Raw genomic sequence first — 18,832 nt, forward strand, 5'->3', positions numbered from 1 at the left:
CCGCCGGAATGCCCGTGGCGGCCGGTTTGTCCCGGCTTTTGCCCGGCGATGCACATAAAGTTGACGAATTTGTTCATCTATGATGCCCGGCCAGTCTGGAATTATTCCAAGGTATAGGCCATATTCGGACGAGGCCAGTGTGGCGACTCCGAGGAGCGGATGAAGCCGCGCCAGCAAAGTTCTAGACTCTGGCATGGTTGCACCCGCGCCAGCGCTTCGTGAGGATGAAATGCGGCTTACCCGCCAAACCAACTATGCCATGCGCATCCTGATGTATTGCGCCGCCAACAATGAACGGTTGAGCCGCATCCCGGAGATCGCGGCCGCCTATTCGGTGTCCGAACTGTTTCTGTTCAAAATCCTGCAGCCTTTGGTCGAGAACGGCTTGGTCGAGACCGTGCGCGGCCGGAACGGCGGGGTGCGGCTCGGCCGTGCCGCCGAATCGATAAGCCTCTTCGACGTAGTGCGCGTGACCGAGGAAAGCTTTGCCATGGCGGAGTGCTTCGAGAACGATGCCGCCGAATGCCCGCTGGTCGACAGCTGCGCATTGAACTCGGCTTTGCGCGAAGCGCTCAACGCCTTCTTCGCCGTGCTTGCCCGCCACACGATCGCCGACCTCGTGGCGGCGCGGCCGAATGTGCGCAACCTGCTCGGCATCGACATGTTGATGGAGCGCCGCGCGCCGGCGGCTTGATCCCTGTCGCGTCGTGCGAGGTCGGCCCGGATTCAGGTCGGGTCGAGTCGAAAAAAGTGGCTTCTGAGAACCGGAACGGAGCGTACGTTTGGGTACGCGAGTACTGGAAGCGCAAAAAACCTCCATTTGCAGGCCGGCATCACCTGAACATCATCTGACCAATGATTGCGGGAGCACGAACGGCACGTCGCCAACCGGCAGCACGCCGACCTTGAGACGGCAGTCGAACACCTTCTCGATCAGGTCGTCGCTCAGCACGCCCCGCGGCGAGCCGGTCGCGGCCAGCCGGCCGCGATGCATCACGAAGATGCGGTCGGCGTACATGGCCGTCAGATTGAGGTCGTGTAGGATCGCGACCACGCCCCCGCCCCTCCTGGCGAAATCGCTGGCGATGTTCATGATGATAAGCTGGTGCTTGATGTCGAGGCTGGAAATCGGCTCATCGAGGAAAAGATAGCGCGTCCTGCCATCGAGCACCGGCGCCCAGACCTGGCACAGCACGCGCGCAAGCTGGACGCGCTGCTGATCACCACCCGAAAGCTCCTGGTAGAAACGCCCGGCAAAGCCGTCGAGATCGACCCGCGCCAGCGCGCGCTCCGGCAGGCGTTCGTCCTCGCCGGGCAGCACGCCCGAGCGGCCGCCGAGGAGGCCAAGCCTGACGATCTCGCGCACGGTGAAGGGAAAGGACAAGGTCGTTGCCTGAGGCAGCACCGCTCGCACGGTCGCGGCCTCGACCGGCGTCATCGCCGACAGATCGCAACCGTTGATGACGATCCGTCCGGTATGGGCGAGATCCCCCGACATGGCCTTGAGAAAGGTCGTCTTGGCCGATCCGTGGGGCCGACGATGGCCGAGATTTCACCCGGCCTGACTTTGAAATCGACGTTGGCGACAATGCGCTTCTTGCCGATCGCCACAGAAACATCGCGCGCTTCGATCATGAAACACTCCTACAGGGTCCCAAATCTCACAGGTCGATCAGGCCGCGTTTGCGCAGCAGGATCCACAGGAAGAACGGCGCGCCTGCTATCGCGGTGACGATGCCGATCGGCAATTCGGCCGGCGCCACGATGGTGCGCGCGACGGCATCGGCGAGCAGCAGCAGCGAAGCGCCGAGCAGCGCCGAGGCCGGCAGCAGATAGCGATTGTCGGGACCGATCAGCAGGCGCAGCAGATGCGGCACCACGATGCCGACGAAACCGATGCCGCCGCTGACGGCGACGGACGCGCCGACCGCCGCCGAGACACCGATGATGGCCGTGTATTTCAGCCGCTGCACCGGAATGCCGAGATGGCCGGCGGTGGCCTCGCCGAGCGCCAGCGCGTTCAGGCCGCGGGCCAGGAATGGCATCGCCGCAAGTGCCAGAACGATGATCGGCCCGACGGAGGCGATCTTGGCCCATGTCGCACCACCGAGCGATCCCAGTGACCAGAAGGTGAGGTCGCGCAACTGGCGATCGTCGGCCATGAATATCAGGATCCCGATCAGTGCCATGGCAAGTGCCGCCAGGGCTATACCCGCGAGCAGCATGGTGGCGACCGAGGTTTGCCCGCTGCCGGCGGGCGAGCAGACCGATCAATCGAAGAAGACTGACCAGGAAGAAGCAGCTCCCGCGGGCGCGACGCTGCTCGACAAGATCCTGGTGCTCAGCCGCACCGGCGAAACGGCAATCGAATCGCTGGCTTCGGCCAGCCATGTCGACCAGGAGCAACTCGACCGCCGCATGGCGACGACGCCGAACGAGATGCTTTTCGGTATGCCCGGTGTCGTCGGGCAGGCAGACGCCAGGCGCGTCAGCACCAGCATCAACATACGCGGCCTGCAGGATTTCGGCCGCGTCGCCGTCATCGTCGACGGCGCGCGCCAGAATTTCCAGCGTTCCGACCACGGCACCCAGTCGACCTTCTACATCGATCCCGAACTGGTCAAATCCGTCGACATGATCCGTGGTCCGGTCGCCAACACCTATGGCTCGGGCACCATCGGCGGCGTCGTCTTCTTCGACACCAAGGATGCGGTCGATTTCCTCAAGCCTGACGAGACCTGGGCCGCTTCCGTCACTGGACGCTACGAGAGCAACCGCAAGGGCTGGACATCAAGCGCATCCGGCGCTTATCGCATCAATGAGAACTGGGACGTGCTGGGCAACATCGTCTACCGCGACTACGGCAACTACAAGGACGGCGACGGCGACCCCGTCAACGGCACTGGCTTCGACGTGCTGAGCGGCCTGCTCAAGACCACCATCCGGCCGACCGAGAACAGCGAGCTGAAGCTCGGCTGGGTCGGCTCGAGCGATGGCTGGGACGAGACCAGCGGCGGCGTGCCTGTGAATGATGTCGACCTGAAGTCGAACACCTTCACGGCCCGCTACAACATCACGGACGAAGACAAGAGCTGGCTCGATCTCCACATCAACACCTCCTACAACAAGACCAATCTCGACCTGACCAGTCTCGTGCCGCAGAACCGCTTCGATCCGGTGACCGGGCTTCCCGTGGTGCTGCCGGCAGGATCGCAGTCGACATTCGATGTCGGCACGACCGGCATCGATATCTGGAACACGTCACGGTTCGAAACGAGCGCCATCGCGCATGAACTGACCTATGGCGGCGACTGGGTCGGCGACAACGTCAAGACAGGCGGCGCGGCAGGCGGCGACAGTTTCTACACCCCTTCGGGCAAACGGAATGTGTCAGGCGCCTACGTCCAGGACAAGCTCACCTCGGACTGGCTCGAAGTCATCGCCGGCCTGCGCTACGACAACTACAGCCTGAAGGATGACTCGCACGATATTTCCGGCGACAGGCTATCGCCGCGCGTCACGGTCGGTGCCTCGCCCTTCGAGAGCGCCGGGCTTGCCGGCCTGCAATTCTACGGCACCTATGCGGAAGGCTACCGCTCGCCGTCGATCACGGAGACGCTGATCAGCGGCAACCATCCGGCTGGCGTCAGCTTCCCGTTCCTGCCCAATCCAAATCTGCGACCTGAAACCGGCAAGACGACGGAGTTCGGCGTCAATTACAAGCAAAACGACATCTTCGAGGCTGGCGACGCACTCCGTATCAAGGCGGCCTATTTCAACAACGATGTCGACGACTATATCGACGGCGTAACGCTGTCACCGTTCGCCCCAGGCAGCGGCTGCCCCTTCGGTCCCGGCATCCCGATCTGCTTCCAGTATCAGAATTTCGCCAAGGCCCAGATCAACGGCTTCGAGCTGGGAGGCGTTTACGACGCGGGATGGGGCTATGCCGGCCTCTCGGCTTCGATCACGGACGGCCACACCGTTTCCTATAAGGGTGTGGAAGCCGACCTCGCCACCATTCCCTCCTCCCAGGTCACCGCTCAACTCGGCTTGCGCTTCCTCGAGGACAAGCTGACCGTCGGTGGCGAGGTGCAGTACAACGGCAAGCCGAAGGGCAATGCGGTGGCCACCGACTATACGCTGGTCAACGCCTTCGCCAGCTATCAGGCGACTGACGATCTGAAAGTCGATTTCCGCGCCGACAATCTGTTCGACGTCAAATACGCCAACCCGCTGAATGGCAACACGACCGTCGCTGTCTACGAACCCGGCATCACGCTGAAGCTGGCGGCAACCATGCGATTTGGAGGCTAAGCATGACGGACTTGACGACATCCCTTCGTCTGCTGACCTCGACGCTGGCGATGTCGCTTGCGACGGTTCCGGCGTGGGCTGAACAGTCCGCGCCGGTCCTGACCTAAGGTGGGACTGAAACCCGCCTTGGCACGACATATCGTGGCCCGGCCTCTGGTCGGCCTTCTGCCGTTCGAGCCAGTCTATCTTGATTTGACAATGTTGCCTGGGCCGCTGCATTTTCCGCTGCGCGACATGCAGAAAACCAGTCCCCTCCCCGATGCCGGCGACGAGTTGGCCGTCGTGCCGGCCGAGCCGCTTGCCCAGACGCGGCCGCTCGCCGGCAACGGCAAATGGCCGGCTGCGATCGTCATCTCCTGCCTGCTCCATGCAGGCCTAGCGGCTGCTTTTCTGATCTCGCCGGCCCGCACGTTCGATTCCAGGGAGTCGGAGCAGTCGGAAGGCGGCGATCACACAGGCAACAAGGTGGCCGGGAGTGCCCTGGACAAGGACCCTGCGGCAATAGATGTCAGGCTGGTGCCGAACCAGCCGCCGGTCAAACCACATCAGGCAGAGGCGGCGAGGCCGACGCCGCCGACAGAATCTTCGCGGCCCGTGCGGGAAGCCGCGACACAGGATCGCGAGCCCGTCCGTGACGCCGTAAAGCAAGCGTCCGAGCCCTCGCGGGAACCCGCCAAACAGCCAGTGGTCACGCCCGACATGTTGGTGGCGGCAACCTCGCGCCCGGACGAGCAGAGCGTGGCCGCCAGGAGCGAAACGCCGGTGCAGCCGAGCGTCCGGGCCGAACCGGTCGAAATGCCTGTCGCCGTTCCGGACCAGCCGCCGATCCCCTATGCAAGGCCAACTTCGGCAACCGTCCCTGCGACAGCCGAAAGGAGCGGCACGGCCGATGGCCAGGACCGGCCGGCGCAAGCGGCCAGCAAGGGGAAAAGGCGGAAAGAGGCCGGCAGCGCCGCGGAAGACAGCTACCGCGGCGACGTCTTTCGAAAGCTTGGCAGCGTCAATCGTACTCTCCCGCCATCGCTGCAGCTGGCTGCGCGCAACAATGCGGTTGTCGCATTCGTCATAGGCCGGAAGGGCAACATGGATCAGTTGCGCATTCTGGAAAGCTCAGGATCGGCGACTTTCGATGAGGCCGCGCTTGGCATCGTGCGCAAGGCCGCTCCCTTCCCTCCAATTCCGCCACAGGCCGGGACTCCGAGTTTGGAGTTCGAGGTCGGGATCGGCCCGTTTTGAACAGGCCAAGAACAACGTTGCGGCGCCAGCCATCAACATCCGCATGAAAGGAACCCCATGTACATCGCCATGAACCGTTTCAAGGTGCAGACCGGCTCCGAGGCCGACTTCGAAGCCGTTTGGAAGAACCGGGATTCCAGCCTTGCCGAGATGAAAGGTTTTCGGGAATTCCATCTGCTGCGCGGCCCGATCAACGAGGCCGAAGGCTACACGCTGTTTGCCTCGCACACGGTGTGGGCGAGCCACGGCGACTTCGTCGCCTGGACCAAATCGGAGAATTTTCGCGCCGCCCACCGCAATGTCGGCACGACGAAGGTCCACTATCTCGGCCACCCTCAGTTCGAGGGCTTTTCCGTCGTCGAGGGCGCGTAAGTACCTACCAGTCTATGCCGCGGCCAAGAGGCTGGCATTGCCACCCGCGGCGGTGGTGTCGACGCAGACCGCCCGCTCATGCGCATAGGCCGCCGGATTGAGCACCTCGCTGACCAGCGGCACGATCGCCCCGCTGCGCTCGGCGATGACCTTGCGCACGATGCGCGCCGCCTCGGGCGTGCCTGAAAAAGCAACGACATCGACGCGCAGCGAGCGCGCCTCGACAGGATCGGGGCGGCCGTCGATGGCCGCCAGCGGCAGGCCTTTCCCGGTCAATGCGGAGAGGGCCGCCGGGGCACCTGGCGCCACCGCCAGCACCGCATTGCCGGCGGCGAGCGCCTGAATGGTCTGCGCAAGCAGCGTGTCGGCGTCCGGCCCCAGGCACAGCACCCGGCCGCGCGGCGACAGCGACAGCGTGTTGGCCTCGCCGGTCGGGCCAGGCAAATCGACCTGGCCGAAATCGATGCCGGCAGCGGCACCGATCGCTGCCGCGCCCTTGCCGCGCAGATGCTTCCTCAGAATGGCGATCCGGTCCGGCCGCGTCGACCAGCCGCCGAGTGCAGGATCGGGCAGATTGTCGGCCAGTTCGGTCGCCGTCACCTTATTGCCTTCGCCGACTTCCGTGCCCGCTTCGGGCCCCTTGCGGAAACGCCTGAGATAGTGCGGCCCGCCGGCCTTTGGCCCGGTGCCGGACAGGCCCTCGCCGCCAAATGGCTGCGAACCGACGACGGCGCCGATCTGGTTGCGATTGACGTAGATGTTGCCGGCATGGATGCCGTCGACGAAATGCTGCACGCGGCCCTCGATGCGCGTATGCAGGCCGAAGGTCAGGCCATAACCCTTGCGGTTGATGGCGGCGATGACGGCGTCGATCTGGTCGGCGTCGAAGGTCGCGACGTGCAGCACCGGCCCGAACACTTCGCGTTCCATCTCCTCGATGCCCTTGACGCGGAAGACGTGCGGCGCGACGAAGCGTCCGTCCTTCGGGGTTTCCAGCTTGGCGATCAGCCGCCCTTGCAGCCCCATCGTCGTGCAATAATCGCGGATCGAACTTTGCGCTTCATCGTCGATCACCGGCCCGACATCGGTCGAAATCCGCCAGGGATCGCCGACATTGAGTGCCTCCATGGCGCCCTTCAGCATCTCCAGCATCTTCTTCTCGACGTCTTTCTGCACATAGAGCACGCGCAGCGCCGAGCAGCGCTGGCCGGCACTCTGGAACGCCGACGCCAGGATGTCGCGCACCGCCTGTTCGGGCAGTGCGGTGGAATCGACGATCATGGCATTGAGACCGCCGGTCTCGGCAACCAGCATGGCGTCCGGCGCGGCCGTCTCGGCCAGCTGTTTTTCGATCAGCTTGGCAACCTCGGTCGAGCCGGTGAAGCAGACGCCGGCAATGCGCGGATCCGCTGTCAGCGGGCCGCCGACCGATGGGCCGTCGCCGGGCAGGAGCTGGATGACGTCTTCCGGCACGCCGGCCTCGCGCAGCATCTCGACGGCGCGGAAGGCGATCAGCGGCGTCTGCTCGGCCGGTTTGGCGATCACCGAATTGCCGGTGACGAGTGCTGCCGCGATCTGGCCGGTGAAGATGGCGAGCGGGAAATTCCATGGCGAAATGCAGACGATGACACCACGCGCTTGCGTGCCCGTCTCGGCGTTTGCAGCCTCGATGGCGTAATAGCGCAGAAAGTCGACAGCCTCGCGCACCTCGGCGACGCCGTCGGCCAGCGATTTGCCGGCTTCGCGCGTGGCGAGCGCAAAGAGCTCGACCGCATTGGCTTCGTAAAGGTCGGCCGCGCGATTCAGGATGCGGGCACGCTCGGCGACCGGCCGTTTTGCCCAGGCCGGTTGCGCCTCCACCGCGATGCGCACGGCGGTCGCGATTTGCTTGGCGGCGGCCTCGTGAACCGTGCCGACGACCTCGGAAGGCTTTGCCGGATTGACGATCGGGCGCTGCTTGCCGTAGCCGGCCGCGCGCGTGATCGGCTTCGCGTGCCAGCGATCGGGACCCGCGAATGCCGCCCTGGCCTTGTCGATATCAGCCAGCGTTACCGTGTCGGTGATGTCGAACCCCTTCGAGTTGCGACGGCCCGCGCCAAATATCTGGGAGGGTCGGGTAATCGCCGGATTGGCGGCTGGACCCTGGCTTTCGACCGTTTCCAGCGGATCACGCGCGATGTCCTGCGGCTCGACCTCCTCGTCGGTCAGCTGGTGCACGAAGGAGGAATTGGCGCCGTTCTCCAGCAGCCGGCGGACCAGATAGGCAAGCAGGTCGGAATGCGCGCCGACCGGCGCATAGATGCGGCAGCGCGTGCCTTCTGCCTTGCGCACCGTTTCATGCAGCGCCTCGCCCATGCCGTGCAGGCGCTGGAACTCGAATGTATCGCGGTTGTCAGCCATCGACAGAATGGCGGCGACGGTGTGGGCATTGTGGGTGGCGAATTGCGGATAGATTCGGCCTGTCATGCCAAGCAGTTTTTTCGCGCATGCGATGTAGGAAACGTCGGTGTTGGCCTTGCGCGTGAACACGGGATAGCCTGACAGCCCCAGCGTCTGCGCCCGCTTGATCTCGGTGTCCCAATAGGCGCCCTTGACCAGCCGAACCATGATGTTGCGATTGTACTTTTTGGCCAATTCATAGAGCCAGTCGATGGTGAAAGCCGCGCGCGGGCCATAGGCCTGCACGACGACGCCAAAACCGTTCCAGCCGGCGAGCTCCGGCTCGGCCAGCACACGCTCGATGACGTCGAGCGACAGATCAAGGCGGTCCGCCTCCTCGGCGTCGATGTTGAGGCCCATCCGCGAATGTCTGGCCGCCAGAGCCAGCGACAGCAGCCGCTCGGCCATCACGGGCAGCATTTCTTCCTTCTGCGCCACCTCGTAGCGCGGATGCAGCGCCGAGAGCTTGACCGAGATGCCGTGGTTGAAGCGGATATCGGGGCCGTTGGAGCCGGAATCGAGCGAGGAAATGGCATCGGCATAGGCCTTGTGGTAGCGCAAGGCGTCGGCTTCGGTGCGGGCAGCCTCGCCCAGCATGTCGAAGGAATAGAGGTAGCCCTTCTGGATCATCGGCCGGCCGCGCTTGACGGCTTCGGCGATGGTGCGGCCGAGTACGAACTGCTCGCCCATCTCGCGCATGGCGGCGGCCACCGCCTTGCGGATGACCGGTTCGCCAAGACGGCGCACCATCGAGCGCAGCGTGCCTTCGATGCCGCCCTCGCCTTCGTCGAGCACCCTGCCGGTCAGCATCAGCGCCCAGGTCGAGGCGTTGACGAAGATCGAGCTCGAACCGCCTGAATGCGCCGACCAGTCGTGCGGCGCGATCTTGTCGGCGATGAGATCGTCCATCGTCTCGGTATCGGGCACGCGCAGCAGCGCCTCGGCCAGGCACATCAGCGCCACGCCTTCCTTGGTGGAGAGACCATAGGCGGAGAGGAAGACTTCCATCAGGCGGGGATCGGTGGAGCCCCGCACCGCCCGCACCAGGTCGGCCGCGCGGACCGAGATCGCCTTGCGGTCTCCTGCCGAAAGCCCGGTCGCCTCGGCTAATCGCTTAACCGCTGCGTCTTCGTCGGGCAAATAGTTGGCACGGATCTGCTGGCGGATGGCGTCGAGCGGCATGGCGGTCCTATGAGCAAGCATAAGGGAACGGGCCGGCGGTCACCGGACCGAATGGCGCAAGCTAGCACAAGTACCAGATTTCAGGCGGTCTGAAAAAATCGACAGCGTAGATCAATTGACCTATGATGGCGCTAAGAATCGCTGATTTAGGCTACAGTTTCGATGACAGAAGACCAATTGGACCGCATCGACAGGAACATCCTGTCGGCGCTGGCCGGCAATGGCCGGCTTTCCATGTCGGAACTGGCCGCCAAGGTCGGCCTGTCGAAGACACCGGTGCAGGCGCGGGTGAAGCGGCTGGAGAAGGACGGCTATATCAGGGGATACCAGGCGATCATCGACCGCGAGCGCATGGGCGAAGGCCATGTCGCCTTCGTCCAGGTGAAATTGTCGGACACCCGATCCGCCGCGCTCGATGCCTTCAACCGGTCCGTACAGGCCGTGCCGGAGATCGAGCAGTGCCACATGATAGCGTCGAGCTTCGACTATCTCCTGAAGGTCCGTACCAGGGATATCGCCGCCTATCGCCGCGTGCTCGGCGAGCGTATATCGGCCTTGCCACACGTCGCCCAGACCTCAACCTTCGTGGCGATGGAGACGGTGAAGGACCGGTAGACGCTTAATGGCCGGCGCGTGACTTCGGCTTGCCCGGCTCGAAGCTGATGCGCAATTTCGATCCGGTCGCCTTTGCGAAGCGCTGCAAGGTTCGGGTCGAGGGCATGTTTCGGCCGCTCTCCAGGCGAGCGATGACGGCTTGTGTAGTTCCCATGGCCGCAGCGACCTGTTCCTGAGTCATATCGGCGTCGCCTCGTGCCCTGATCAAGGCTTCGGCTATGGCGAATTCTTCCTCCAAGGCATCGTATTCGAGAACGAATTGCGGGTCCTTGAACCACTCCTTGGCGGCGTCCTCGACAGAAATTGCTTTTCGGCTCATGGAACCTCCTTCGCTCGCTTTAGGGCAAGCTCGATCTCGTTTCGCGGCGTCTTCTGGGTCTTCTTGGCAAACACCCGCACCACAACCACGCGGCGTTCGAAAGCAGTGACATAGACCGCGCGAGCAATGCCATCCCGGCCCTTCATCCGCATTTCCCAGAGCGGGCCTTCCAGATGCTTCACATATGGTTCATGGACTTTCTGCAGCCCATGCACTTCGATCAGCCGCGATATCCGCAGAAAACTGGCGAGAATATCTTTTGGCTGGGCCTCCAGCTCCCGTCTCACCTCGACATTGAGAAACTCGACTGACCAGCTCATCGGGTTAGAACATATCTTTTTTGCAATATTTTTTCAACTGCTCAGCATGCGACTGACAGTCCTTGGCGTCATTCCGACAGCGTCTTCAGGAAGGCCACCAGCGCGGCGCGCTCGCGGTCCGACAGCTCCAGTGGATGGATCTCGGATGTCCCCTCCACACTTGGCGCGGCCTTGGCGTAGTGCGCCACAACCTCGTCGAGCGATGAAAACTGCCCGGCATGCATGTAGGGCGGCCGCGTCGCCGCACCGCGCAACGACGGCGTCTTGTAGGCGCGCACAAGTTCCGGCGCATCCTTGACCATGAAGCGCAGTTCGCCGCAGGCACTGGCGTCGCCATCGCGATAGGCGCCGAAGCAGTTGAACGGGTCGGCCTCGACCTGGGCCACCGCATCGACCCGCCCACGATCCGCCGGCAGGCCGGCAACCGGCGGCACACCCGTGTTGTGAAAACCGTTGTCGCTGAAGCGCGGGCCGTTGTGGCAGGTCACGCAATTGGCCTTGCCGATGAACAGTTTCAGCCCAAGGATTTCTTCTTGCGAAAAGGCCGCGTCGCCTGTCGGTTCGGCGCCTGTGGCAAGGTCCAGCGCAAAGCGGTCGAAGCGCGTCGGCGCCGGCTCGATCGAGCGTTCGAAAGCGGCGATCGCCTTGCCGATATTGGCGAAGATGCGGTTGACCGCATCACGCTGCGCGCCGCTCATCGCGTTCCAGGCTGCCCTTTCCGCATCGCTTCCAAGCGGGCTGGCATTCGGCGGAATGCCGGGCAAATCAGGCAATGGCCCGAAGATCCGCTCATAACGTTCGCCGAAGCGTGTCTTCATGTAATGCGCATAGGCGGTGCGGTTTCCCGCCTGTTCCAACGGGTTTTCGAGCGGTGTCAGCGCCTGCGCCCACAGGCTGTCGCGACGTCCGTCCCAGAAGAACCAGGGGTCGCGCGCCACTCCGGCCAGCGGCATGGTGCGCCGGTTGGTCCGGCCGACGCCGACCGCCTGCGGGAGATCGTCCTGGAACTGGCGGTCGATCTTGTGGCAGGTCGAGCAGGACACCGTACCGTCGCGGCTCATCCCGACGTCGAAGAACAGCGTCGAGCCGAGTGCGGCGGCGGCTGGCACATCCGCAAAGCGATTGGTAGTGTCCGGCTTTAGCGTCGGCAGTGTGTTCAATGCCAGCGAAGCAATCGTTTTCTTCTCGGCGTCGGAAAAATCCGGCTTGCCGCAACCGGCAAGGATCGCCGCCACCGTCAGTGCCAAAATGTAGAAAAAGCGCCTCATCGACCGCTCACAGCACCACGTTGAACAGCACAGTGTCGGAGCCCGCGCCGGACGATATGGCGAAACGCAGTTGCCACCAGCCGCTCATGGTGAATTTCACCCCTTCGATGCGGTAGCGTCCCTCGCCCAGGTAGTCGGTCGCCTGCGGGCTGGTCGGCAGACCGTGATTGTGTTGCGGCATGCCGCCGGAGATGGCGATCGCGGCGCGCTCCACCGAAGCCCCTGTCTTTGTCTTCAGCGTCAGCAGCCAGGATTCCAGCTCGCCCTGCCGCACCACGCCCCGTTCCGGCACGAAGCTCGCTACATACAACCCGTTGTCGGTTTTCTTCGTCCGCGAGACATCCGGGCCGACGGGCTGTGCCGAATGCGGCGCGGTCAGATAAACGGCCGCCAGCACGCCGACCAGCAAAGCAGCCAGACCAAGACCCACCAACAGATAACGCCATAACGATGCCAAACCGGTTCCTCTTCCGCGGATAACGTTCTGCCGGGCGGATCGCATCCCGCCAGCCTGTGGGAAAACGCTGTGGCGCAAAAATGCCTGCTTGCCAAGCATGGCGCTGCGCCCGGCAAAAAGCTACAGCACGCAAATCACTGGAGGATTGCAGATGGCGGGAAACGGCGTCGCCTCGATCGGCGAATGCATGCTGGAACTGTCGGGCCAGACCGGCCCGAACTGGCGCATGGGCTTTGCCGGCGACACGTTCAACACGCTGTGGGCGCTGCATGCGCTGAGCGGCGACCGGCCGGCAACCTATGTCTCGGCCTTCGGCGACGACCCTTTCTCGCAAGGCCAGATCGCTTTCTTCGCCGAAAACGGCATCCGCATCGGTTCCAGCCCGGTCATACCGGGCGCACGCCCCGGCCTCTATGCGATCACGCTGACCGGCGCAGAGCGTTCCTTCACCTACTGGCGCGGCGACGCCGCCGCCAGGCAGCTCGCGTCGGATCCAGCAGCACTGTCGAAAAATCTGGAAAATCAGGCGCTTGTGTACTTTTCTGGAATCACCTTGGCAATTCTGGACGATGCCGCGCGCAAGACACTGCTTGCAGCGGTGACCAAGGCACGCGCGGCGGGCTCGCTGATCGCTTTTGATCCGAATTATCGGCCCCGGCTCTGGCGCCGCCGCGAAGATGCGCAGGCAGCGATCGTCGCGGCGCTTGCCGTCACCGACATCGCATTGCCGACCTTCCCGGACGAGCAAATGCTGTTCGGTGATGAGACACCGCAGGCGACCGCTGATCGCCTCGGTCAATTGGTCAAGGAGGTCGTGGTCAAGAACGGCGAAGCGCCGGCCTTGATTGCCGATGGTGGAGCGTTGCGGGAGGTCGCCGCAATCCATGTAGCGGCGCCCGTGGACACGACAGGTGCCGGGGATTCCTTCAACGGCGGCTATCTCGCCGCACGGCTTGCCGGGTTTGGTCCGACGGATGCTGTCGGGCACGCGCACCGCGTTGCCGCCGCCGTCGTGCAGGTCCGCGGGGCGCTGGCGCCGTTCGAGACGCTACGAGCGGCGTTCGACAAGTCCTGAAAAAGTTAACCCTGCCGGAACCGGTATTCGGTCACGTGGTGGTAGATTGCGCCCGGCCATAGCGTCGCCTGCGGGAAATAGGGCCGGTTCGGCGCGTCCGGCCATATCTGCGGCTCCAGGCAGAAGCCGCTGAAGGCCTTGTAATTTCGTCCTTCCAGGCCGGTGCGTGGCGTCACATATTGGCCGGTATAGAGCTGAACACCAGGCTCCGTGGTCCAGACTTCCATCTCGACGCCGGAATTCGCCCCTTGCACCCACGCTGCCTGCTTGAGCGGCCCGCGTGTCGCGGCCAGGCAGAAATTCTGGTCGTAGGGAAGCTGCTCACCCTCGGTCTCCATGCGCAGCGGCCGCGCCTGGCGAAAATCGAAAGGCGTGCCGTCGACCGGCTTGACCACGCCGGTCGGGATCATGTCGCCGTCGACAGGCAGATAGGCGCCGGCGTTCAGCATCATCCTGTGGTCGAGAATGTCGCCCGTGCCGCCATCATCGAGGTTGAAGTAGGAATGCTGGGTGAGATTGCACGGCGTCGGCTCCTCGCAGGTCGCCGTCAGTTCGACGCTGAGCGTGCCGGGAATTTTCAGCCGGTAGGTGCAGGTCACGTCGAGCGCGCCGGGAAAGCCCATCGCGCCATCGGGATCATGCAGCGTCAGCGTGACGAAGTCCCTGCCATGCAGTGAAACCGTCCATGGCCGGTGGGAGTAGCCTTGCGAGCCGCCATGCAGCGTATGCTTGTCCAGGAAGTTGCGCTCGGTCTGGTAGCGGTTGCCGCCAATCGTGAAGCGGCCGTCGCCGATGCGGTTGGCGTAGCGCCCAACCACGGCCCCGAAGAAGCCAGTGTCGGTCTCATAGGCCTCCAGATTGCTGTAGCCGAGGACCAACGGCGCATCATGCCCGGTCAGGCGAAGGTCCTGGACGATGGCGCCAAGCCCGATGATGTTGGCGGTGAGGCCGCCGCCCCTGATGGTGAAGCGGCGGATCGGTTCGCCCGCCTGCGTCGTGCCGAAAACCTCGCCGTCCTTCATCATCATGCCCGCAAATGCCAGTGGATCCAAAGGACTTCGGCTGGTTGTTCAGCCCTGAGGCAGGTTACAAGCCTGCCCCAGCACCAGCCTATCAGAGGCCGAGGCCGCCGATGCACACATATTTGGTATCGAGGTAGTCCTCAATGCCCTGATGTCCGCCTTCCTTGCCAAGTCCGGATTCCTTGACGCCGCCGAACGGTGCCTCAGGGGTGGTGATGAGGCCTTCATTGACGCCGACCATGCCGTATTTCAGGCCTTCCATGACCCGGAAGGCGCGGCCGAGATCACCGGTATAGAAATAGCAGGCAAGGCCGAACTCGGTGTCGTTGGCAAGAGCGACGGCCTCTTCCTCGGTTTCGAACTTGAACACGGGTGCGACCGGGCCAAAGATCTCTTCCTTCATGAAGCGCATTTTCGGCGTCGCGTTGGCGATGACCGTCGGCTGGAAGAATGAGCCGCCGAGCGCGTGGCGATGACCGCCTGCGACGACCTTGCCGCCCTTCGAAGTAGCATCGGCGATCAGCTCCTCGACCTTCTCGACCGCCTTCTCGTCGATCAGTGGCCCCTGCTGGACGCCCTCTTCGAGGCCGGAACCGACCTTCAGTCCGTTGCTGGCCGCGGCGAGCTTCTCGACGAACTTGTCGTAAACACCGGCCTGGACGAGGAAGCGGTTGGTGCAGACGCAGGTCTGGCCGGAATTGCGGTATTTGGCGGTGATCGCGCCGGCCACCGCGCGATCGATGTCGGCGTCGTCGAAGACGATGAACGGCGCGTTGCCGCCGAGTTCCATAGACACCTTCTTGACGGTGACCGACGATTTCTGGATCAGGATCTTGCCGACCTCGGTCGAGCCGGTGAAGGTGATCTTCTTGACCAGCGGATTGGCGCAGATCTCGTCACCGATCTCGCCGGCGGCGCCCGTCAGGATGTTGACGACGCCCTTGGGAAAGCCCACTTCCTCGGCCAGCGCGCCCCAGGCGAGGCCGGAATACGGCGTCTGCGAGGCCGGCTTGACGACGGCGGTGCAGCCTGCGGCAAGTGCGGGACCGAGCTTGCGGGCCAGCATCGAGGACGGGAAATTCCACGGCGTGATGGCGGCGATGACGCCGACCGGTTCCTTGGTCACCAGGATGCGGCGGTCCGCCCATGGCGAGGGCACGACGTCGCCATAGGTGCGGCGGCCTTCTTCGGCGAACCACAGGATGTAGGCGGCAGCCGAACCGATCTCGCCCTTGGATTCGAACAGCGACTTGCCCTGCTCGATGGTGAGCAGTTCGGCCAGCACGTCCTGATTGTCCATCATCGCATCATGCAGCTTGCGCAGCAGCTTGGAGCGCTCGAGCGCGGTCGTCTTGCGCCAGGTCTTGAAAGCTTCGTCGGCCGCCTCGATGGCGCGGCGTGTCTCGGCCTTGCCCGACTTCGGCACCGTGCCGATCTTGAGGCCGGTAGCCGGATTGTTCACATCGACCGTCTGGCCGCTGTCGGCCTGCACCCACTCGCCGTTGATGAGATTGGCCTGGCGCATGAAATGGCTGGTTTTCTGAAGCATGGTCTAGCCTCCGTTCGGCGCTCACGGGCCGCTATCTGGATGTCTTCGGTAAAGCGCAGGCGGGGCCGCACGCTGGAGCCATTGCTCTTAACCTAGGGAAAGCCCCGCAAGCAATCGCAAGATGGCATATAGGGGTTGGACCAGCGCAAGGCGAGAGCGACCGGCACACGCCGTCGTCAATCTCACCCGAAGACATGCAGGACCACCGTCAGCCAGAAAGCGGTGGTGAGCACGGCGCAGGCAGTCGCGATGGTCATCTGGTTCGACGCCAGTGCCTGGCCGGTGTTGAACTGGACGGCGATGAGATAGGAGTTGATGCCGGAGGGCAGCGCCGCCACCACGACCGCCACCTTGGCCGTCAACGGCGGCAGGCCGAGCAGCCAGACGAAGGCAAGAACCAGCGCCGGCATCAGGAACAGCTTCAGCACCGAGAGCGCCAGCGCCGGCCGGACATTGCCCGATATGCCGAAGCGGCGCAGGCTGAGCCCCATGGCGAACAGCGCCACCGGCCCGGCCGTATTCGCCAGCGCATCGACCAGCCGCATGACGAGACCGGGCAGCGGCACGCCGCTGAGCCGCCATGCCAGCCCCAGGAGAATGCCGATGATCAGCGGGTTGATGAACAGCCGTCTCAGGAAGCTCCGCAGGACCCGCAACGGGTGCACATGTTCGCCGTTGCCCCGGCCGAACATCTCGAACAGCACGATCGACGCCATCATCATGATCGGCAGATGCACCGAGACCAGCAGCGACAGCACTTCGAAGCCGCTCGGACCGAATATGCCAAGGATGAAGGGGGCGCCGAGCAGCACGATATTGGAATAAGCCGACGACACCCCGCCGACCACCCCGGCGCGCGCATCGCGACCGAAGATCCGCGTGGTGACGGCATGGCCCGCCGCCCAGGTGATCGCCGCGGCCGTGAAATAGGCGCCCCATAGCGGCCAAGGCGCCACGCCGTGGAAATCCGCCTTGACCATGGTCTGGAACAGAAGCAGCGGCATTGCCACCGAGACCGCGAAGTCGGATATCCCCTCGCCGCTCGCCGGCCTCAAATAGCCTGTGAGCCCAGCGAGATAGCCGAGCGCGACAAGACTGAAGACGAACAGGACGGTTTCGGTGAGCGGAGACATTTTTCAGGGATAGGCGACCCACGGTCGCGGCGCAATCGCGCCCGAATTTGATCATCGTCGGCAGGCAAGCTTTACCGAAGCCGGCTACACGATCCCCATGCCGCTCACCGACCAGAAGATCGATCTGGTGAAGCAGCAGCTCGCCAAAAAGTGAGGCATGAGACGCGGCCGACGCCTGGCTTGTCTTTGTGCCCGCTTTCCAATCCCTATATGCGAATGGTTGGGACCCGATGCGGACTCATGGAAGGGGTGGCGATGATCCGGTTAGCCTTGGCGTTGTTCCTGCTTGTGGTCCCCGCCGCCGCGCACGCGACGGACGCCGGCTGGGCGCTGCTGCGCGACGGCGGCCATGTCGTGCTGCTGCGCCACGCCATGGTCACCGGCACCACCGACCCCGCCAATTTCGACATCGGCAATTGCGCCACCCAGGTCAATCTGTCGGCGCGCGGCAAGCAGCAGGCAAGCAAGATCGGCGCCCTGTTTGCCGCCCGCGCGGCTCCCATCGAGCGCATTCTGTCCAGCCGCTATTGCCGCTGCCTCGACACGGCACGCACCGCCTTCGAGGCCGAGCCGGAGCCTTTTCCACCGCTCGACCTCCTGAAGGGCGACGATGCACAGAAAGCAGCGCAGATCGCCGCCATCATGAAGGAAATCCGCGCCTACTCCGGCTCCGACAATCTGGTCCTGGTCACCCATCTGGAAAACATCGTGGCGCTCACCGGCGTCGCGCCGCGCGAGGGCGAGGCGGTGGTCGTCGAACCGCAGGGCGACGGCCTGCGCGTGCTTGGCCGCGTCACCTTCTGAGGCTGCAGCTCCCGATTGCAGACGCGGCCTCCAGCGTTGCCAAAATGCCACACCGAAAAGAAGCCGCGAATTCGACATGTCAATGCCGCTTGCGACAACCCGTCGCAGGGGCTATAGGCGCGCTCCCGGTCACGAAAACCGAAGCGAGCACAACGGTTGGAGCTTTCGTCTCCGCCCGTGCAGGCGGCTTTGCCGCCCTGTGTACGGCGCCGCTTTGGGGATTGGGATCGCGGATGTAGCTCAACTGGGAGAGCGCCGGACGTAATCCGGAGGTTGTGGGTTCGAGTCCCGTCGTCTGCACCACGGATAGCTCAGCTGGGAGAGCATCAGACTCATAATCTGACTGTCGAAGGTTCGATTCCTTCTCCATTGGCCTGATAAGCCAGCACCTACCAGGTGTTATCTGAAACGGTCCGGGGACTGGAATGCTGAAGACCTAACGGACGGCCAAAGCCTTCGGGCCAAGGCCGTATCGAAACGTCTGACGCCGTCGGCTCGCGGCCAGGCTCGCGGTGATGGTCAAGGCGCAACGTCGCCGGCAACGGAGACTTTTGGCCTCCGGCGCCCGCTTCACTGCCCCGCGATCCGCTCCCGAGGACCCGCCACGGATTGATGCCACCAGTCCCCGGATCATTCGTGCCGGAATTGGAAGTGACACGAGAAACGAAGGGAAGATCGACGCATGACGTGACGCCCCGCATGGGGCCATGCCCGACAGGAGTAA

At 63.8% G+C, this 18,832-nt stretch carries 15 protein-coding genes, 2 tRNA genes and 2 pseudogenes; 9 read left to right on the plus strand and 10 right to left on the minus strand.

What is annotated here, in order from left to right; translation table 11 throughout:
* The first annotated feature begins 229 nt into the window (after window positions 1-229).
* Window positions 230-694, plus strand: coding sequence for an iron-responsive transcriptional regulator RirA (rirA, locus tag LB543_RS17045; RefSeq protein WP_140813152.1), 465 nt, complete (start codon window positions 230-232; stop codon window positions 692-694).
* A gap of 150 nt (window positions 695-844) precedes the next feature.
* On the opposite strand, the pseudogene LB543_RS17050 reads toward rirA, so the two are convergent.
* Window positions 845-1,635 (minus strand): annotated as a pseudogene (locus LB543_RS17050) (heme ABC transporter ATP-binding protein).
* Window positions 1,636-1,661: 26 nt separating this feature from the next.
* Window positions 1,662-2,246, minus strand: a pseudogene (locus LB543_RS17055) (FecCD family ABC transporter permease); the annotation flags it as partial.
* Here LB543_RS17055 and LB543_RS17060 point away from each other — a divergent pair.
* The 3 genes from LB543_RS17060 (at window position 2,224) to LB543_RS17070 (ending at window position 5,925) form a co-directional block, all read left to right on the plus strand.
* Window positions 2,224-4,317: a TonB-dependent hemoglobin/transferrin/lactoferrin family receptor gene (locus LB543_RS17060; RefSeq protein ID WP_224614924.1), complete on the plus strand. Its 2,094-nt coding sequence runs from the start codon at window positions 2,224-2,226 to the stop codon at window positions 4,315-4,317. The pseudogene LB543_RS17055 and the gene LB543_RS17060 overlap by 23 nt on opposite strands.
* Before the next feature lie 126 nt (window positions 4,318-4,443).
* On the plus strand, window positions 4,444-5,553 hold the full coding sequence (locus LB543_RS17065) for a TonB family protein (protein ID WP_318012972.1): 1,110 nt from the start codon (window positions 4,444-4,446) through the stop codon (window positions 5,551-5,553).
* A gap of 57 nt (window positions 5,554-5,610) precedes the next feature.
* Complete coding sequence (locus LB543_RS17070; protein WP_224614868.1) at window positions 5,611-5,925, plus strand: antibiotic biosynthesis monooxygenase family protein; 315 nt, start codon at window positions 5,611-5,613, stop codon at window positions 5,923-5,925.
* A gap of 12 nt (window positions 5,926-5,937) precedes the next feature.
* Here LB543_RS17070 and putA read toward each other — a convergent pair whose 3' ends face one another.
* Complete coding sequence (gene putA / locus LB543_RS17075) at window positions 5,938-9,546, minus strand: bifunctional proline dehydrogenase/L-glutamate gamma-semialdehyde dehydrogenase PutA (protein ID WP_224614869.1); 3,609 nt, start codon at window positions 9,544-9,546, stop codon at window positions 5,938-5,940.
* A 162-nt stretch (window positions 9,547-9,708) separates the two neighbouring features.
* Between putA and LB543_RS17080 the strand changes: the two genes are divergently transcribed.
* Window positions 9,709-10,161 (plus strand): Lrp/AsnC family transcriptional regulator, encoded by a 453-nt coding sequence (locus LB543_RS17080; protein ID WP_224614870.1) that lies wholly within the window; start codon window positions 9,709-9,711, stop codon window positions 10,159-10,161.
* A 4-nt stretch (window positions 10,162-10,165) separates the two neighbouring features.
* Here the strand turns inward: LB543_RS17080 and LB543_RS17085 are convergent, their stop codons facing one another.
* From LB543_RS17085 to LB543_RS17100, 4 genes are all read right to left on the minus strand, one after another.
* Window positions 10,166-10,480, minus strand: coding sequence for a helix-turn-helix domain-containing protein (locus LB543_RS17085; RefSeq protein ID WP_224614871.1), 315 nt, complete (start codon window positions 10,478-10,480; stop codon window positions 10,166-10,168).
* Window positions 10,477-10,800, minus strand: a complete 324-nt coding sequence (locus LB543_RS17090; protein WP_140758292.1) for a type II toxin-antitoxin system RelE/ParE family toxin — start codon at window positions 10,798-10,800, stop codon at window positions 10,477-10,479. Before LB543_RS17090 ends, LB543_RS17085 begins: the two co-directional genes overlap by 4 nt.
* 68 nt (window positions 10,801-10,868) lie before the next feature.
* Window positions 10,869-12,068 (minus strand): cytochrome-c peroxidase, encoded by a 1,200-nt coding sequence (locus LB543_RS17095; protein ID WP_224614872.1) that lies wholly within the window; start codon window positions 12,066-12,068, stop codon window positions 10,869-10,871.
* Window positions 12,069-12,075: 7 nt separating this feature from the next.
* Window positions 12,076-12,525, minus strand: coding sequence for a FixH family protein (locus tag LB543_RS17100; RefSeq protein ID WP_140758316.1), 450 nt, complete (start codon window positions 12,523-12,525; stop codon window positions 12,076-12,078).
* A 151-nt stretch (window positions 12,526-12,676) separates the two neighbouring features.
* On the opposite strand from LB543_RS17100, the gene LB543_RS17105 reads away from it, so the two are divergent.
* On the plus strand, window positions 12,677-13,600 hold the full coding sequence (locus tag LB543_RS17105; protein ID WP_140758290.1) for a sugar kinase: 924 nt from the start codon (window positions 12,677-12,679) through the stop codon (window positions 13,598-13,600).
* Between the two features lie 5 nt (window positions 13,601-13,605).
* Here LB543_RS17105 and LB543_RS17110 read toward each other — a convergent pair whose 3' ends face one another.
* From LB543_RS17110 to LB543_RS17120, 3 genes are all read right to left on the minus strand, one after another.
* Window positions 13,606-14,628 carry an aldose epimerase family protein gene (locus tag LB543_RS17110; RefSeq protein ID WP_224614873.1) on the minus strand — a complete coding sequence of 341 codons (1,023 nt, stop codon included), beginning with the start codon at window positions 14,626-14,628 and terminating at the stop codon, window positions 13,606-13,608.
* Between the two features lie 85 nt (window positions 14,629-14,713).
* On the minus strand, window positions 14,714-16,171 hold the full coding sequence (locus LB543_RS17115) for an NAD-dependent succinate-semialdehyde dehydrogenase (protein WP_140758288.1): 1,458 nt from the start codon (window positions 16,169-16,171) through the stop codon (window positions 14,714-14,716).
* 182 nt (window positions 16,172-16,353) lie between these two features.
* The gene (locus LB543_RS17120) at window positions 16,354-17,304 is read right to left on the minus strand and encodes an AEC family transporter (protein ID WP_224614874.1); all 951 of its coding nucleotides are present in this window, start codon (window positions 17,302-17,304) and stop codon (window positions 16,354-16,356) included.
* 255 nt (window positions 17,305-17,559) lie between these two features.
* Here LB543_RS17120 and LB543_RS17125 point away from each other — a divergent pair, with 255 nt between their 5' ends.
* The 3 genes from LB543_RS17125 to LB543_RS17135 all read left to right on the plus strand — a co-directional run bounded on the left by LB543_RS17125 (window position 17,560) and on the right by LB543_RS17135 (window position 18,481).
* Entirely contained in the window at window positions 17,560-18,108 is a 549-nt protein-coding gene (locus LB543_RS17125; protein ID WP_140813159.1) for a histidine phosphatase family protein, read from the plus strand.
* A 229-nt stretch (window positions 18,109-18,337) separates the two neighbouring features.
* A tRNA-Tyr gene (locus tag LB543_RS17130) sits at window positions 18,338-18,411 on the plus strand.
* Between the two features lie 2 nt (window positions 18,412-18,413).
* Window positions 18,414-18,481: transfer RNA gene (locus LB543_RS17135), tRNA-Met, on the plus strand.
* Window positions 18,482-18,832: the final 351 nt, after the last annotated feature.

Origin of the sequence: Mesorhizobium sp. ESP7-2 (genome assembly GCF_020164715.1) — a bacterium.
Lineage (GTDB): Bacteria > Pseudomonadota > Alphaproteobacteria > Rhizobiales > Rhizobiaceae > Mesorhizobium.

What these genes read in the sequence shown, in the direction of transcription:
- LB543_RS17095 (WP_224614872.1), bottom strand. Translation starts at nt 12,068, where the DNA reads ATGAGGCGCTTTTTCTACATTTTGGCACTGACGGTGGCGGCGATCCTT.
- LB543_RS17080 (WP_224614870.1), top strand. Translation starts at nt 9,709, where the DNA reads ATGACAGAAGACCAATTGGACCGCATCGACAGGAACATCCTGTCGGCG.
- putA (WP_224614869.1), bottom strand. Translation starts at nt 9,546, where the DNA reads ATGCCGCTCGACGCCATCCGCCAGCAGATCCGTGCCAACTATTTGCCC.
- LB543_RS17060 (WP_224614924.1), top strand. Translation starts at nt 2,224, where the DNA reads ATGGTGGCGACCGAGGTTTGCCCGCTGCCGGCGGGCGAGCAGACCGAT.
- LB543_RS17110 (WP_224614873.1), bottom strand. Translation starts at nt 14,628, where the DNA reads ATGATGATGAAGGACGGCGAGGTTTTCGGCACGACGCAGGCGGGCGAA.
- LB543_RS17115 (WP_140758288.1), bottom strand. Translation starts at nt 16,171, where the DNA reads ATGCTTCAGAAAACCAGCCATTTCATGCGCCAGGCCAATCTCATCAAC.
- LB543_RS17085 (WP_224614871.1), bottom strand. Translation starts at nt 10,480, where the DNA reads ATGAGCCGAAAAGCAATTTCTGTCGAGGACGCCGCCAAGGAGTGGTTC.
- rirA (WP_140813152.1), top strand. Translation starts at nt 230, where the DNA reads ATGCGGCTTACCCGCCAAACCAACTATGCCATGCGCATCCTGATGTAT.
- LB543_RS17070 (WP_224614868.1), top strand. Translation starts at nt 5,611, where the DNA reads ATGTACATCGCCATGAACCGTTTCAAGGTGCAGACCGGCTCCGAGGCC.
- LB543_RS17105 (WP_140758290.1), top strand. Translation starts at nt 12,677, where the DNA reads ATGGCGGGAAACGGCGTCGCCTCGATCGGCGAATGCATGCTGGAACTG.
- LB543_RS17090 (WP_140758292.1), bottom strand. Translation starts at nt 10,800, where the DNA reads ATGAGCTGGTCAGTCGAGTTTCTCAATGTCGAGGTGAGACGGGAGCTG.
- LB543_RS17125 (WP_140813159.1), top strand. Translation starts at nt 17,560, where the DNA reads ATGATCCGGTTAGCCTTGGCGTTGTTCCTGCTTGTGGTCCCCGCCGCC.
- LB543_RS17120 (WP_224614874.1), bottom strand. Translation starts at nt 17,304, where the DNA reads ATGTCTCCGCTCACCGAAACCGTCCTGTTCGTCTTCAGTCTTGTCGCG.